The organism is Streptomyces sp. NPDC041129, assembly GCF_055592265.1.
In genome coordinates this window covers 205,764-221,837 of record NZ_JBVIYV010000001.1, presented here as the reverse complement: position 1 = coordinate 221,837, position 16,074 = coordinate 205,764, and the positions used below count along the sequence as shown (strand labels likewise).

Sequence of the window (16,074 nt, the reverse complement as noted above, 5' to 3'; positions counted from 1 at the left end):
GGTAAGGAAACTTTCCTAACAGAAGGGTCCCCCACAGTGCGCCTGCGTTCACTGACCCTCGTCGCGGCCTCCGGGGCCGCTCTCCTCGCCGCCGGAGTGCTGCCCGCCCACGCCTCCGACCCCACCCCCGGCGACCCGTCCGGCACCACCCCCGGCGCCCCGCCGGCCTCCGTCCAGGAGGGCACGGTCAGCGCGGCCGACCTGCTCGCCAAGGTGACGTCCTGTTCCCAGATCTCGAACGGCAAGTACCGGACCGACGAGGAGACCTCGGCGACGGTACCCGTGTGCGGCAAGAACGGCGCGGTGTTCTGGAAGGCCGACATGGACATCGACTGCGACGGTCAGCGGACCACCAACTGCAACGAGGACCGGGACCCCTGGTACCAGGACGACACCGCGTTCCACCAGTCCGACGGCAAGCCCTTGAAGGCCGAGTCCCTGCCCTATGTGGTCGTCCCCAGCTCCAGCAGCGTCTGGAACTACTCCGGCGCCGGCATCAAGGGCGGCGGCGTGGTCGCCGTGATCTACAACGGCAAGGTCGAGTACGCCGTCGTCGGGGACACCGGCCCCACCGCGATCATCGGTGAGGCCTCGTACGCCACGGCGAAGGCGCTCGGCATCGACCCCGACCCGGCCACCGGCGGGATCGACTCCGGCGTGACGTACATCCTGTTCAAGAACTCCAAGGTCTCCCCCATCGAGAGCCACAGCGCGGCCGTCTCCCTCGGGGACCAGTTGGCCAAACAGTTCCTGCAGAACAACTGATCGTCGATTCAGGTCAGTTGGGCTGACCCAGCGGACGTACGACGACGGTGTTGACGTCGACCCCGGCCGGCTGCCGGATCGCCCAGACGATGGAGCCGGCGATCTGCTCCGCGGTCAGCAGCCGACCCGGGGGCAGGCTGCCGTAGCTGTCCCAGAAGGGCGTCTCGACCCGGCCGGGGGCGACCAGGGTGACCCCGATGCCGAACTCCGTGACCTGGCGCCGGGTGTTCTCGGCGAGCCCGGTGACCGCCCACTTGGTGGCACCGTAGAGGTTGCCGGGCGTGGGCACGAAACCGGCGACGCTGCCGACGAGGACGATCCGGCCGCCGGTCTCCTTCAACGCGTCGACCGAGGCGCGGATGAGGAGGGCGGGGCCGAGGACGTTGGTGAGGACCATCTCGGTCCAGCCGGCCGGGTCGCCGTCGGCGACGGAGTCATGGGTGGCGAAGCCGGCGTTGGAGACGACCGTGTCCAGCCGGCCGTACTCCTCGAGCGTGCGGTCGACCGCGCTGCGCACATCGTCGTAGGAGGCCGCGTCGCCGGCGACCGTCAGCAGCCCGGCGGGATTCCCCAGGCCGTCGGCGAAGTCCCGTAGCCGCCGCTCGCCCCGCCCGGTGACGGTGACCCGGTGCCCGGCGTCCAGCAACTGCCGGGCCACGGCGGCGCCGATGCCGCTGCCGCCGCCGGTGATGAGCGCGACCGGAGAGTCGTTCATGGTTTCCCCCTGGGATGTCGGTGAACGCGGGGAGTCCATCACTTGGAGCGCTCTCCAGGTCAAGCCCCGTCAGCGGGCGGGACTTTCGCAACAGCCCCTGGGCCGGTCCGGCGGATCACGCCGGACGGGGCTGGACGGGACGGACCGCGCGGTGCACCGTGTGGGCCGCCAGGACGAACACGTCCGGACGGTGGTGGAGGCTGTGGTCGTCGGCCGGGTCGAGGAGGCGGTCGAGGAGGGCGCGGTCGTCGGCGTCGAGGGCCTCGGCGTGGATGTCCCGGGTCCGGGTCAGCACGGCGACGACGTGGGCGCGGACCCGGTCCGGGACCGGGGCGGGCAGGTCGAGCAGGAAGCTGCGGGTGCCGGTGTGCTTCAGGCCGGCCGCGGCGAGCAGCGCGGGCCAGTCCTCGGTCTCGGCGACGGCGTCCGGCAGCTCGGCCCGCATCCGGGCGAACCGGTCCTCCTGCGCGGCGTCGATACGTGCCTGCAGTCCGGGGCGGCCGAAGCCGATGTCGCGTGGCAGGAAGCGGGGGGCCAGGCCGCCCTCCAGGATGGCCAGGGTGCCGCCGGGCGCGAGCCGCTCGCCGAACGCGGTGAGCGCGGCCCGCTGGTCGCCGAGGTGGTGCACACTGCGGCTCGCCCACAGCAGGTCCGCGGGGTACTCCAGCTCCCGCAGCGCGCCGGGCAGCTCACCGGCGAGGGTGCCGAAACGGTCACCGTAGCCGAGGCGGGCGGCGCGGGCCCGGGCGTGCTCCAGCAGCGGCTCGGAGCTGTCGGCGGCGATCACCCGGGCGCCGGGGAAGGTCTCCGCGAAGAGGCCGGAGAGCACCCCGGGGCCGCTGCCCGCGTCGACGACCAGGCCGGGCTCGGTCACCTCCTTGCTCAGCCAGGCCAGCGCCCGGGAGTACGCCGGTGTGGACACCTCGGCCTCCGTCTCCAGCATCGCGGCCATCGTGCCCCAGTCGACGTCACCCCCGTGGTGGTGGCCCTGGTGCGGGTGCTGGTGGCTGTGGTGTTCGTGTGCCATGGGTTCGGCCTCCTGGGCGCTCTCGTCCGGATGCGGACAGCCTGCGCCGGGCCCCGGGGCCGGGGCCAGTTCTGTTGCCGGGGCCGCAAAAAAGGGATCCGCCGGGGCGCGGCCGTTGAGGGCCGCGCCCCGGCGGACACTCAGCCGGTCAGGAGAGCGGCGGGTAGGCGTTCTGCATCAGCTGCTGGAACTGGGCGGAGAACCAGTGCCCGGCCAGCGGCGAGTTCGCCAGCGCGCCCGTGGGGTTGTTGCCGTTGCGCGCGTTGCCGCCGTAGGTGGGGTCGCACATCCGGTCGAAGCCCTTGCCCTCGTCGTTGCTGACGGCGGAGCTGGAGCCGTCCGACTCACCCGGAGGCTTGACCCAGACGTAGGCGTCGATCCCGGCGGCCGGTGCGGCGGTGGGCCGTGCTCCGAGGCCCGCGCCGCTCTGGTTGCACCAGTTGCCGGCGTGGACGCGCCGGTCGACGCGGCTGCCGTTGACATAGTCGTCGACGGAGGTCAGCGGGCCAGGTCCGCTGGGCCGGGCGGTGCCGCCCCAGCCGTTGCGGGAGGTGTCGATCAGCATGCCGAGGCCGGAGTTGAACCCGGCCGCGACCAGCTTGTCCCGCAGCGCGACCGCGAACGACTGCTCGTCCACGTACTGGTTCCAGTCGACCCACTTCGACTGGCGCACGGTCTGGCCGTTCACGGTGTCGGTGATCTTGAAGTTCGGCTCCTTCGTGGGGCTGTAGTTGGCGGTGTTGACGATGAACCCGGCCACGTCGTTCACGCTGGCGCCGTTGCTCGTGGCGACCTTCTGGAACTCCTGCACGGACGGGTTGAAGTTGCTGTCCCAGCCGAGCCAGCCGTGGTGACCGGCGTCGATGTAGTTGTAGACGTTCGAGAGGGCGCCGAGCTTGTCCAGCGCGTAGGAGACGCCCTTCTCGTAGTTGCCGTTGCTCTTCATGGTCACGCAGGCGTCGGTGGTGGTGTTGGTGCCGCCGGCGTTGGTGACCAGGTTGGGCAGCGAGTCGGGCTCGATGACTGTGGCGATCCGCAGGCCCGCGTACTTCGAGTCGGAGAGGATCGAGGTGATCGGGTCGATGTACTGGGTCTTGTACTTGTCGAGGTCGTTCGGCCCGAGTTCGCCGTTGGAGGCCAGGGCGGCGCAGTCACGGCCGGGCAGGTCGTAGATGACCAGCTGGACGACGAGGTCGCCGGAGCCCTTCTGCTTCAGGGCCTCGTCCAGGTGAGCGCGCAGGCCCATGCCGCCGTTCACGCCGTTGATGGCGGCGATCCGGTCCAGCCAGACCGCGGTGGGCTGGTTGGAAATGCGGCTGCCGCCGGGTTCGGCGGCGGCCTTGGCGGACCATTCGGGGTTCACGTAGACCTTGGCTCCGGTGTAGGGGTTGTCGACGTGGCTGCCGGTGCCGCCGCCCGTGTCCCCGCCGGTGCCGCCGCCCGTGTCGCCACCGGTGCCGCCGCCCGAGCTGCCGCCGTCGTCGACGTTGCAGGTGACCCCGTCGAGGGTGAAGGTGGCGGGCACGGCGTTGGTGCCGCTGTAGGTGCCCTGGAAGCCGAAGCTCACGGAACCGCCGTTGACCAGCGCGCCGTTGTAGCTCTCGTTGGCGGCGGTGACGGCGGCACCGCTCTGGGTGACCTTCGCGTTCCAGGCGCTGGTGACCTTCTGGTTGCCGGCGTACGACCACTTCACCGACCAACCCGACTTGGCGGCACCGTTGTTGGTGACGGTGACGTTGGCGGTGAAGCCGGTGTCCCACTGGTTCTGTATCTGGTACGCGACGGTGCAGGGGACGGAGGTGGCCGCGGCACCGGCCGGTCCGGCGACGAGCGCCGTCCCGGAGGCCCCGGCGACCAGCACCAGGGCGGCGAGCAGCGAGGTTCTGGTAGGACTCATGAGTGCGGGTTTCCTTCTGTCGTCCGTCGGGATCTACGGGTTGAGGGCGCGCAGGTGGTCGCGCAGGCCGGCGCCGTACGCGGTGGGTGTGCCGTCGTAGCTGGAGATCAGGGACGGCCCGGAGGAGCAGTCCCAGGTGTTCCAGGTCCAGCCGAGGTAGGACAGGTTCCGGTCGTCGAACCACTTCACGACCTGGTCGGTGAACCCGTGCGAGCAGGTGTTCTCCCCGATCTCACCGGCTATCAGCGGCACCTGGGCCGCGACCGGGGCGAGGGTGGAGTTCCAGCAGCTCTCACTCGCACAGGTGTTGAAGTTGTACACGTGGTACGCGGCGGCGAGATTGCCCGCCGGGTCGCTGGGCTTGTACGTCAGCCACTGGCTGAGGTCGTTGGAGTAGGCGAGCCCGCCGGCCATGATGACGTTCTTCGCGCCGGCGCCCCGGATGCTGTCCACCATGTCCTGCATTCCGGCCACCTCGTAGGAGATGCCGGGGCAGGTGCCGCCGTCCCGCCAGCACTTCCAGGCGTCCGTGCTGCTGGAGGTCGCCCGGTCCGGGTACGGCTCGTTGAACAGGTCGAACACCGCCGCCCTGTCGTCCTTGAAGGTACTGGCGACGGACGCCCAGAAGGAGGGCGCGTAACTCATGTCGGGCATCGGTTTCTGGCAGGTGGCGTGCACGTCGGAGCAGCCCGCCGAGTCGCCGGTGTACTGGCCGTAGGACCAGTGCATCTCGACGATCGGCGTCATGCCGTGCGCCTCGACGCGGGCCACCAGGTCCTTGACGGCGTTGATGTAGCTGGCGCCGCCGTACTCGGGTTTGACGTTGGAAAGGCCCAGCCAGCACTCCTCGTTGAGCGGGATGCGGACCGCGTTGGCCTTCCAGTCGGCGATCGCCTCGATCGCCGCGTCGTCCACCGGGCCGTCCCAGATGCCGTAGCCCTGCACGCACATGAACTCGCCGCCGGAGCGGTTCACGCCGAGCAGTCTGCGGGTGTGGCCGGCCTCGTCCACCAGCTTGGTGCCCGAGACGTGCAGGGCGGGCGCGGCGCCGTCGGACGGCGGTGGATCGGTCGGGGGCGGATCGGTGGGCGGGGGTGTCGTCGGTTCGGAGTCCACGTTGCAGGTGGTGCCGTTGAGCCTGAACGCCGTCGGCACGGCGTTGCCGCCGGACCAGGAGGCGAGGAAACCGGCGCTGACGCTCGCGCCGGAGCCGAGGCCGCCGTTCCAGCTCTCGTTGGCCGCGGTCACGGTGGTGCCGGACTGGGACCATTTGGCGTTCCAGCCCTGGGTGACCTTCTGGCCGGCCGCGAAGTCGAAGGTGAGCTTCCAACTGCTCATCGCGGCCTGGTTGTTCGTGATCTTCACGGAGCCCTGGAAGCCGTTGTCCCACTGACTGGTGACGGCGTACTCCACCGTGCACGCGGGTGTGGCTCCCTCGGCCGTGACCACCGGGACTAGCACGCCGCTGAGCAGCGCGGTCGCACCGGCGACGGCTAAAAGTACTGAACGCGGGGGGTGTCGCATGAGCGACTCCTTGCAGTTTGGCGCGTCGTGACGGACGCGTCGACTGAATGGAATCGCTCCCACTGGTGCGATGGAAGGTAGCGGCAAGTGACGTGATTGCACAGGGGAGTTGAAGAATTTTTCCGGGAGAGGCCTGTCGAATCAATTCGACTCTTCAAGCACCTTGACCGCTCCCGGGGTCATCCTCACTATGGGAGCGCTCCCACTGGTTCAAGCCTTGACATCCCCCCTCGAGCCGCAAGCCCCAAGGAGGAACCAGCACCATGGATCCCGGACGCAGACGCAGAGCCGCGCGGCGATGGTGGACCGCCGCCCTCGCGGCGCTCGCACTGCCCCTGACGACTCTCGCCACCGGCGCCACAGCCGCGCACGCGGCGGGCGTCCAGTGCAGTGTGGACTACAAGACCAACGACTGGGGCTCCGGTTTCACGGCCGACCTCACCCTCACCAACCGGGGCACGGCCGCGATCGACGGCTGGACCCTGACCTACGGCTACTCCGGCAACCAGAAGCTGAGCAACGGCTGGAACGGCAGCTGGTCCCAGTCCGGTCAGACGGTCACCGTGAAGAACGCCTCCTACAACGGCACCATCGCCGCCGGGGCCGCGGTCTCCACGGGTGCCCAGTTCACGTACAGCGGGACCAACACGGCGCCCGCCTCCTTCGCGGTCAACGGCACCACCTGCGCCGGCGCACACCAGCCGCCGATCACCGTGCTGACCAGTCCCACCGCGGGCGCGACCTACTCACAGGGGGACGCGGTGCCGCTCGCCGCGACCGCCGCGGCGGCCGACAGCGCGACGATAGCCAAGGTGGAGTTCTACGACGACACCACACTGCTGGGCACGGACACCAGCGCGCCGTACTCGCTCTCGGCCTCTGGTTTGACCGTGGGCAGTCATTCGCTGGTGGCGAAGGCGTACGACAGCCTCGGCGCCTCAGCCGATTCCACGCCGATCGGCATCACGGTCGCCTCGGGCCCGGCGGTCGTCGCCTCGCCCACCCAGCTCGGCGTCCAGCAGGGCAAGTCCGGCACCTTCGACGTGAAGCTCTCCACGCAGCCGAGCGCGAACGTGACGGTGGGCGTCGCCCGTACGGGCGGCAACACGGGTCTGTCGGTCACCGGCGGCTCCTCCTTGACCTTCACGCCGTCCAACTGGAACACGGCGCAGAAGGTGACCGTCACCGCCGACTCCTCCGGCACCGGCAGCGCCACCTTCACCGCCTCGGCGACCGGCCACACCAAGGCGACGGTCACGGTGACGGAACTGGCCGCGTCCAAGGCGTACGACGCCAGGTTCCTGGACCTGTACGGGAAGATCACCAATCCCGCGAACGGCTACTTCTCCCCCGAGGGCATTCCGTACCACTCGGTGGAGACGCTGATCGTCGAGGCGCCCGACTACGGTCACGAGACCACGTCCGAGGCCTACAGCTATCTCCTCTGGCTGCAGGCGATGTACGGGAAGGTCACCGGCGACTGGTCCAAGTTCAACGGCGCCTGGGAGATCATGGAGAAGTACATGATCCCCACCCACGCCGACCAGCCGACGAACTCCTTCTACAACGCCTCGAAGCCGGCCACGTACGCGCCCGAGCAGGACACCCCGAACGAGTACCCGGCGAAGCTCGACACGGGCGTGTCGGTGGGCCCGGACCCGATCGCCGGCGAACTGAAGAGCGCGTACGGCACGGACGACGTCTACGGCATGCACTGGATCCAGGACGTCGACAACGTCTACGGCTACGGCGACGAGCCCGGCAAGTGCGAGGCCGGGCCGACGGCCACCGGACCGTCGTACATCAACACGTTCCAGCGCGGCCCGCAGGAGTCCGTCTGGGAGACGGTCCCGCAGCCGACCTGTGACGCCTTCAAGTACGGCGGCACCAACGGCTATCTGGACCTGTTCACCGGCGACTCCTCCTACGCCAAGCAGTGGAAGTACACCGACGCCCCGGACGCGGACGCGCGCGCGGTGCAGGCCGCCTACTGGGCCGACGTGTGGGCGAAGGCGCAGGGCAAGGGCGGTGACGTCTCCGCGACCGTCGCCAAGGCCGCGAAGATGGGCGACTACCTGCGGTACGCGATGTACGACAAGTACTTCAAGAAGATCGGCAACTGTGTCGGTCCGTCCGCCTGCGCGGCCGGTACCGGCAAGGACGCCTCGCACTACCTGCTGTCCTGGTACTACGCCTGGGGCGGCGCCGCCGACACCAGCGCGGGCTGGGCCTGGCGGATCGGCTCCAGCCATGTGCACGGCGGCTACCAGAACCCGCTCGCCGCGTACGCGCTGAGCAACTACGCCGACCTGAAGCCGAAGTCGGCGACGGGCGCGGCCGACTGGGGCAAGTCACTCACCCGGCAGCTCGAGTTCTACCAGTGGCTGCAGTCGTCCGAGGGCGCGATCGCGGGCGGCGCGACCAACAGCTGGCAGGGCCGCTACGCCACCCCGCCGGCCGGCACGCCGACGTTCTACGGCATGTACTACGACTGGCAGCCGGTCTACCACGACCCGCCGTCCAACCAGTGGTTCGGTTTCCAGGCGTGGTCGATGGAGCGGGTCGCCGAGTACTACCAGCAGACCGGCGACGCGAAGGCCAAGGCCGTCCTCGCCAAGTGGGTCAAGTGGGCGCTGTCCAAGACCACCGTCAACCCGGACGGCACCTACCGGATTCCCTCCACCCTCCAGTGGACCGGTCAGCCCGACACCTGGAACGCGTCGAGCCCCGGCACCAACAGCGGCCTCCATGTGACGGTCGCCGACTACACCGACGACGTCGGCGTGGCGGCCGCGTACGCCAAGACGCTCACGTACTACGCCGCCAGGTCCGGCGACACGGACGCGAAGTCGGCGGCGAAGGCGCTGCTGGACGGCATGTGGGGCAACTACCAGGACAGCCTCGGCATCGCCGTCCCCGAGACCCGCAGCGACTACAGCCGGTTCAACGACAGCGTGTACGTGCCGAGCGGCTGGAGCGGCAGGATGCCGAACGGCGACACCGTCAACTCGTCCTCGACGTTCTCCTCGATCCGGTCCTTCTACAAGGACGACCCGGCCTGGTCGAAGATCGAGGCCTACCTCAAGGGCGGCGCCGCGCCCGTCTTCACGTACCACCGTTTCTGGGCCGAGGCGGACATCGCCCTGGCCATGGGCTCGTACGCGGAGCTGCTCGAGTAAGTCCCCGCTGACGCTCCGCGTGCACGGCCCCGTCACAGGACGACGGGGCCACCGGGCCGGGCGGCCCCCATCCGCACAGGGGGCCGCCCGGCCGTCATGTCCCCAGGTCCTGCACCCCCTCCCCCGTGAGAGGACCCCCACCGTGCGCAGAACCCGCATCCTCACGGCCGTGCTGGCGCTGGCCGCAGGCCTGCTCGCCGGCACCCCGCCCGCACCGGCCGCCGCCACGCCGGAGACGGCGCTCGCCGCGGACACGTACACCTGGAGCAACGCCCGGATCGACGGCGGCGGTTTCGTCCCCGGGATCGTGTTCAACCGGACCGAGAAGAACCTGGTCTACGCCCGGACCGACATCGGCGGCGCCTACCGCTGGCAGCAGTCGACGAGGAGCTGGACCCCGCTGCTGGACTCGGTCGGCTGGAACGACTGGGGGCACACGGGCGTGGTCAGCCTTGCCTCGGACGCCGTGGACCCGGACAAGGTCTACGCGGCCGTCGGCACGTACACCAACGACTGGGACCCCGGGAACGGGGCCGTGCTGCGCTCCTCGGACCGGGGCGCGAGCTGGCGCAAGGCGGACCTGCCGTTCAAGCTGGGCGGCAACATGCCCGGGCGCGGAATGGGCGAGCGGCTCGCCGTCGACCCGCACAAGGACAGCGTGCTGTACCTGGGCGCGCCCAGCGGCAAGGGGCTGTGGCGGTCGACGGACTCGGGGGCCACCTGGTCGCAGGTGACGAGCTTCCCCAACCCCGGCGACTACCAGCAGGACCCGAGCGATTCGAGCGGCTACGCCGGCGACAACCAGGGAATCGCCTGGGTCACGTTCGACGAGTCGACGGGTGCCGCTGGCAGCGCCACGAAGACGGTCTACGTCGGGGTCGCCGACAAGGACAACGCCGTGTACCGGTCCACGGACGCGGGCGCGACCTGGCAGCGCGTGGCCGGGCAGCCGACGGGCTATCTGCCGCACAAGGGCGTGCTGGACGCGGAGAACGGGTTCCTGTACGTCGCGTACAGCGACAAGGGCGGGCCGTACGACGGCGGCAAGGGCGAGCTGTGGCGGTACGCCACCGCGACCGGGACCTGGACGGACATCAGCCCGGTGGCGGGGGCCGACACCTACTACGGCTTCGGCGGACTGACCGTCGACCGGCAGCACCCCGGCACCGTCATGGCGACCGCCTACAGCTCCTGGTGGCCGGACACCCAGATCTTCCGCTCCACGGACAGCGGCGCGACCTGGACCAGGGCGTGGGACTACACCTCGTACCCCGACCGGTCGAACCGCTACACGATCGACGTCTCCACCACCCCCTGGCTCACCTTCGGCGCGAACCCCTCCCCGCCCGAACAGAGCCCGAAACTGGGCTGGATGACGGAGAGCCTGGAGATCGACCCGTTCGACTCGTCCCGGATGATGTACGGAACGGGCGCCACCCTCTACGGCACCGAGGACCTGACGAACTGGGACGGCGGCGGCCGGTTCAGGGTGAAGCCGATGGTGCGGGGCCTGGAGGAGACCGCGGTCGACGACCTGGCCGCACCGCCCTCCGGCGGCGCCCGGTTGTTCAGCGCGCTCGGCGACATCGGCGGCTTCCGGCACACGGACCTGACCGAGGTGCCGTCGATGATGTACACCTCCCCCACCTTCACCACGACCACCAGCCTGGACTTCGCCGAGACGAACCCGGACACGGTGGTGCGCGTCGGCGACCTGGACTCCGGTCCGCACATCGCCTTCTCCACCGACAACGGCGCCGACTGGTTCGCCGGCACCGAACCCTCGGGCGTGAGCGGAGGCGGAACGGTGGCGGCGGCCGCCGACGGCAGCCGGTTCGTGTGGAGCCCGAAGGGGGCCGGCGTGCAGTACACGACGGGCTTCGGCTCGTCCTGGTCGGCGTCGAGCGGCATCCCGGCCGGCGCGGTCGTGGAGTCCGACCGGGTGGTCCCGAAGAGGTTCTACGGCTTCAAGTCCGGCAGGTTCTACGTGAGCGGGGACGGCGGCGCGACCTTCAGCGCGTCCGCCGCGACCGGTCTGCCCACCGGTGACAGCGTGCGGTTCAAGGCGCTGCCCGGCACCGAGGGCGATGTGTGGCTGGCGGGCGGGGCGAGCGAGGGAGCGTACGGGCTGTGGCACTCCGCCGACGGTGGCGAGACCTTCGCCAAGCTTCCCGACGTCGAGCAGGCCGACACCGTCGGCTTCGGGAAGGCGGCCGCGGGGGCCTCGTACCAGACGCTGTACACCAGCGCGCGGATCGGCGGCGTGCGCGGCATTTTCCGCTCCACCGACAAGGGCGCGAGCTGGACCCGGATCAACGACGACGCGCACCAGTGGGGCTGGACGGGCGCGGCGATCACCGGTGACCCCAGGGTGTACGGCCGCGTGTACGTCTCCACCAACGGCCGGGGTGTCGTCTACGGCGACACGTCCGACACCGGCGGCGGGGACGGCGGTGGCGGGACGACTCCCCCGCCGGCCGGTGCCTGCGCGGTCGCCTACCGCGTCACGAACCAGTGGCCGGGCGGCTTCCAGGCGGACGTCACGCTGACCAACACCGGCTCCTCGTCCTGGAACGGCTGGTCGCTGACCTGGTCCTTCGCGGACGGCCAGCGGATCGGCCGGCTCTGGAACGCCGGCTGGACCCAGTCGGGCCCGTCGGTGACGGCGGAGAACGTGAGCTGGAACGGCACGGTGGCGACGGGTTCGTCGGTGAGCCTCGGCTTCACCGGCGACTGGTCCGTGACCAACACGGAACCGGCGTCGTTCAGGCTGGGCGACCAGAGCTGCACGGTGACCTGACAGGACCGGCGCCACACGCCCGGAGACGGCGATGCAACGTTTCGCCGTTCCCGGGCGTCGTCCCTGTCCAGGGCACGACGGTCGTGCCCTGGGAGGGGAGACCGGGTGCACGGCAATGAGTTCGCCAAATGGGTGCGGGACTTCGAGGACGAGCGGGAGCGCTGGGCCGCCCAGGGTGATCCCGACTGGGGGCGGGGCGCGGCGCTGCATCCCGCGGTGTGGGCCGGCATCCAGCGCTTCCAGGTCGGGGAGGACGGCGACGGCGCCAACCTCGTGGCGAAGGCGGACCAGGCGGGCGACCCCGACTACGCGCGGGCGGTCCGGCTGTTCGTCGCCGAGGAGCAGAACCACGCCAGGATGCTCGCCCGTCTGCTGGCCGCGGGCGGGATGCCGCTGCTGAGCGGCCACTGGAGCGACACGGTCTTCGTACGGCTGCGGCGGCTGATGGGCCTGCGCCTCGAACTGCTGGTGCTGATGATCGCCGAAGTGGTGGCCCTGCGGTACTACCGCGCGCTGCGCGACGGCGCCGGGGACCCGCTGACCTCGGAGGTGGCGGGCCGCGTCCTCGCCGACGAGGAGCGCCACGTGCCCTTCCACTGCGCTCGGCTGCACGCCTCCTTCGCCGAGCTGCCCCGCGCGGTACGCCGCCCGGTTCTGACCGGGTGGCGGCTGCTGCTGCTCGTGGTCTGCGCCGTCGTCGCCGCCGACCACGGCCGGGCCCTCTCCCGGCTCGGCGTCGGACGCCTGCGCTTCCTGGCCGACGTCATGGCCTCGTCCGGTCCGGTGGTCCGCGCGATCCTGACCCCCCGGCCCGACGCCTGGCCGGGCCACGGGGTCTGACGGCTGCCGGCGCGCCGGACGGCATTTCCGTTCACGGCCGCGCGGACGGTGCGGTCGGCCTGGGCGGGGGCCCCGGCGTGGAGGAAGGTCGTGGAGCCGGTGACCGGCGCCGGGTTGACCTTCGCGACGGCGCGGTACACGTTGCGGGAGACGTCGTCGGGGCCGGTGCCCGGCCGCTCCCGGGTGGGCGGACAAGTTCGCCTCTCAGTCGCCGCCGCCCGCCCGGGAGTTGGCGCCCACCCGGGAGTTGCCGCCGGCTCGGCGTCAGGTGACGGCCGGCTTGCGGAAGGCGCGCAGGGAGAAGACCGGGTCCGGGCGGCGGCGGTCCTGGTCCGGCAGGCGGGCGAGCCGGGCGGCGAACTCCTCGGTGCGGGGGTCGTCCGGGGGCAGCAGGGTGAACCAGCCGCGCCTGAGGTCCGTGACGGTGCTGCGCGGGCTGCGGCCCTGGCCGAGACCGGGGAAGGCGGCCTGCCCGGCCGGGACGAGTCCCTCGGCGGCGGCGTACCCGGTGACGGCGTCCGCGGCGTCCTGGGCGGGGCGGCGGGGGCGGGGAACGAGGACGGCGTCGATGTCGCTGCCGACGTCGTGCGCCTCGGCCTTGTCGACGGTGGTGACGCAGACCCCGCCGGGTCTGAGGACCCGCGCGCACTCGGCGACGACGGCGCGCACCTCGGCGGGGCCGGACAGCAGGTGCAGCAGCCAGACGCCGGTGACCGCGTCGAAGGTGGCGTCGGCGAAGGGCAGACGGCGGCAGTCGGCCCGCAGCACGGTGCCGGGCAGGCGGTGGGCCGCCCGGCGTGCCATGGCGGCGGACAGGTCGGCGCCCGTCACCCGCAGCGCGGGCCGGGCGGCGGCCAGGCGCCGGGTGACGATGCCGGTGCCACAGGCGATGTCGAGGAGCCGGCCCGGCCGGTCGGGTATCAGGCCGAGGACTGCCCCGGCCGCCGCCTCGGCACGCGGCTCGCCGCCGCGCGAGGCGTCGTAGGCGTCCGCTTCCTCGTCGTAGTCGAGCACACCGTCAGTGTGTTCCGTGGCCGGCGGCGATGTCCTCCACCCTGCGGGCGAGGGTGAAGTCCTTCTCCGTGACGACGCCGCCCGCGCTGTGCGTGTTCACGCTCAGGTGGACGGTGTTGTAGCCGAGGGTGAGGTCGGAGTGGTGGTCGAGCTCGTCCTGGATGCCGGCGATGTGCACGACCAGTGCCGTCGCCGCGAAGTGCGAGGCGAGCCGGTAGTCGCGGGTGAGCCGGTCGCCGTCCAGCGACCAGCCGGGCAGCTCGGCGAGCCGGTCCTCGATCTCCTTCTGCGACAGCGGTTCCACGGCCATGTGACGGTCTCCCTCCGGAGCGTGCGGGTACGCGTTCAGCCTGCCACGTCCGCCCGGCCCGGGTCTCGGTCCGGTGCGTCACGCACTCCGTTCGGCCGCGCGGGCACTCCGTTCGGCTCCCCGCCCGCTCCCCCTGGCGGGGCGGGACCGGCTTCGTGGCGGGACGCGTCATCGGGCGCGCCGCTCGACTACGGTCGACGGCATGACCATTGTCGCGACCGGCCCCTCCGCCTCCGCCGCCACGAACGCCGACAAGGGCCAGGCCGGCCGGCTGCTGCGCTCCTGGCGGGAGCGGCGCCGGGTGTCCCAGCTCGAGCTGGCGCTGCGCGCCGACTCCTCCGCCCGGCACATCAGTTTCATCGAGACCGGCCGGTCCCGGCCCAGCGAGGAGATGGTGCTGCGGCTGGCGGAGCACCTCCAGGTTCCGGTGCGGGAGCGCAACGCGCTGCTGCTGGCGGCCGGTTACGCCCCGCACTACCCGGAGACCCCGCTGGACGACCCGGCGCTGGACGCGCTGCGCGACGGCATGGAACGGCTCATCCAGGGCTACGAGCCCTACCCGGCGCTGGTGGTGGACGCCGGGTACACGGTGGTCGCCGCCAACCGGGGCATCGCCCTGCTGCTGGAGGGGGTCCCCGAGGAGCTGATGACACCGGCGCCGAACGCGATGCGGCTGACCCTGCACCCCGAGGGCCTCGCGCCGCGCATCCGCAACCTGCGCGAGTGGCGCGGGCATCTGCTGGCGCAGATGGAGCGGCAGATCGCCCTGGACCGTTCGGAGCAGCTACGGGCCCTGTACGAGGAGGTCGCCGGGTACCCGGTGCCCGAGGACGCGCCCGGTGACGAACCGGCCGGGCAGGTCCCGTACTTCGCGCTGCCGCTGCGCATCGAGCACGACGGGCGGATCCTGTCGTTCGTGTCGTCGATCTCCACTTTCAACACGCCCATGGACGTGACGGTCGCCGAACTCGCCATCGAGACCTTCCTGCCCGCCGACCCGGCCACCACCAAGTACCTGCACACGCTGGCCGGTTGACGCCCCCTCCCGGCGCCGGGTCCGCTCGACCGCGTGTGCGACGAGGGCGTCGCATGACAGACTGCCCGGGGGCTTCGGCGCGTAGGGGAGGACGGGCTGTGAGTGAGCGGCGGGCGGCGCCCACCGTGGGGCAGGTGGTGCTGGGCAAGCGGTTGCAGGAACTGCGGGAGGCGGCCGGGCTCAGCCGCGAGGAGGCCGCCCGGGTGCTACGGGTGGCGTCGGCGACCGTACGGCGGATGGAGATGGCCGAGGTCGCGCTGAAGATCCCCTACGTGCAGGTGCTGCTGGCCACCTACGGGGCGGCCGGGGAGGAGCAGGCCGCGTTCGTCCGGCTGGCCGAGGAGGCCAACCAGCCGGGCTGGTGGCAGCGGTTCCACGACGTGCTGCCGGACTGGTTCAGCCTCTACGTGAGCCTGGAGGGCGCCGCCCGGATCGTCCGCTCCTACGAGCCGCACTTCGTGCCCGGCCTGCTGCAGACCGAGGCGTACGCGCGCGCGGTGCTGGAGGCCGGAACGATCGGGCAGACCGGGCCGGAGACGATAGAGCGGCACGTGTCGCTGCGCATGGCGCGGCAGCGGCTGCTGGAGCGGGAGGACGCCCCCCATCTGTGGGTGATCATGGACGAGACGGTGCTGCGGCGCCCGGTGAGCGTCGACGCCGCGGTGATGCGCGACCAGCTGGACCGGCTGCTGGAGTACGCCGACCGGGACCGGGTCACCCTCCAGCTCGCCGAGTTCGCGGCCGGCCCGCACCCGGGGACGTACGCGCCGTTCACGCTGTTCCGGTTCGCCGAGCCGGAGCTGCCGGACATGGTGTTCACCGAGTACCTGACCGGCGCCCTGTATCTGGACTCCCGCCAGGAGGTCTCCACGCATCTGGAGGTTCTGGACCACATGACCGCCCGGGCCTCCTCCGCGCGGCGCACCCGGCAACTGCTGCGGGAGCACCGCGAGGCCCTGTGACGCCA

12 protein-coding genes are annotated in these 16,074 nt (G+C 71.3%); 6 read left to right on the top strand and 6 right to left on the bottom strand.

Going from position 1 to position 16,074, the window contains the following annotated elements:
• Positions 1-36: 36 nt before the first annotated feature.
• On the top strand, positions 37-765 hold the full coding sequence (locus ACZ6B1_RS00920; protein WP_468773718.1) for a glycoside hydrolase family 75 protein: 729 nt from the start codon (positions 37-39) through the stop codon (positions 763-765).
• A gap of 13 nt (positions 766-778) precedes the next feature.
• On the opposite strand, the gene ACZ6B1_RS00915 is transcribed toward ACZ6B1_RS00920, so the two are convergent.
• The 4 genes from ACZ6B1_RS00915 to ACZ6B1_RS00900 form a co-directional block, all read right to left on the bottom strand.
• The gene (locus tag ACZ6B1_RS00915; protein WP_468773716.1) at positions 779-1,480 is read right to left on the bottom strand and encodes an SDR family oxidoreductase; all 702 of its coding nucleotides are present in this window, start codon (positions 1,478-1,480) and stop codon (positions 779-781) included.
• A 115-nt stretch (positions 1,481-1,595) separates the two neighbouring features.
• Complete coding sequence (locus ACZ6B1_RS00910) at positions 1,596-2,507, bottom strand: class I SAM-dependent methyltransferase (protein ID WP_468773715.1); 912 nt, start codon at positions 2,505-2,507, stop codon at positions 1,596-1,598.
• A gap of 148 nt (positions 2,508-2,655) precedes the next feature.
• Complete coding sequence (locus ACZ6B1_RS00905; RefSeq protein WP_468773712.1) at positions 2,656-4,404, bottom strand: glycoside hydrolase family 6 protein; 1,749 nt, start codon at positions 4,402-4,404, stop codon at positions 2,656-2,658.
• A 33-nt stretch (positions 4,405-4,437) separates the two neighbouring features.
• Positions 4,438-5,928, bottom strand: a complete 1,491-nt coding sequence (locus tag ACZ6B1_RS00900; protein ID WP_468773711.1) for a cellulase family glycosylhydrolase — start codon at positions 5,926-5,928, stop codon at positions 4,438-4,440.
• A 263-nt stretch (positions 5,929-6,191) separates the two neighbouring features.
• Between ACZ6B1_RS00900 and ACZ6B1_RS00895 the strand changes: the two genes are divergently transcribed.
• The 3 genes from ACZ6B1_RS00895 (at position 6,192) to ACZ6B1_RS00885 (ending at position 12,747) form a co-directional block, all read left to right on the top strand.
• Positions 6,192-9,107 (top strand): glycoside hydrolase family 48 protein, encoded by a 2,916-nt coding sequence (locus tag ACZ6B1_RS00895; RefSeq protein ID WP_468773709.1) that lies wholly within the window; start codon positions 6,192-6,194, stop codon positions 9,105-9,107.
• A 142-nt stretch (positions 9,108-9,249) separates the two neighbouring features.
• Positions 9,250-11,907, top strand: coding sequence for a cellulose binding domain-containing protein (locus ACZ6B1_RS00890; RefSeq protein ID WP_468773707.1), 2,658 nt, complete (start codon positions 9,250-9,252; stop codon positions 11,905-11,907).
• A 105-nt stretch (positions 11,908-12,012) separates the two neighbouring features.
• Entirely contained in the window at positions 12,013-12,747 is a 735-nt protein-coding gene (locus ACZ6B1_RS00885) for a ferritin-like domain-containing protein (protein ID WP_468773705.1), read from the top strand.
• 264 nt (positions 12,748-13,011) lie between these two features.
• On the opposite strand, the gene ACZ6B1_RS00880 is transcribed toward ACZ6B1_RS00885, so the two are convergent.
• Positions 13,012-13,761, bottom strand: a complete 750-nt coding sequence (locus ACZ6B1_RS00880) for a class I SAM-dependent methyltransferase (protein WP_468773702.1) — start codon at positions 13,759-13,761, stop codon at positions 13,012-13,014.
• Positions 13,762-13,765: 4 nt separating this feature from the next.
• A complete protein-coding gene (locus tag ACZ6B1_RS00875; RefSeq protein WP_468773699.1) occupies positions 13,766-14,071 on the bottom strand; it encodes a 4a-hydroxytetrahydrobiopterin dehydratase in 306 nt (101 codons plus the stop codon).
• Between the two features lie 202 nt (positions 14,072-14,273).
• Between ACZ6B1_RS00875 and ACZ6B1_RS00870 the strand changes: the two genes are divergently transcribed.
• On the top strand, positions 14,274-15,107 hold the full coding sequence (locus tag ACZ6B1_RS00870) for a helix-turn-helix domain-containing protein (protein WP_468773697.1): 834 nt from the start codon (positions 14,274-14,276) through the stop codon (positions 15,105-15,107).
• Positions 15,108-15,205: 98 nt separating this feature from the next.
• Complete coding sequence (locus ACZ6B1_RS00865; RefSeq protein ID WP_468773695.1) at positions 15,206-16,069, top strand: helix-turn-helix domain-containing protein; 864 nt, start codon at positions 15,206-15,208, stop codon at positions 16,067-16,069.
• Positions 16,070-16,074: the final 5 nt, after the last annotated feature.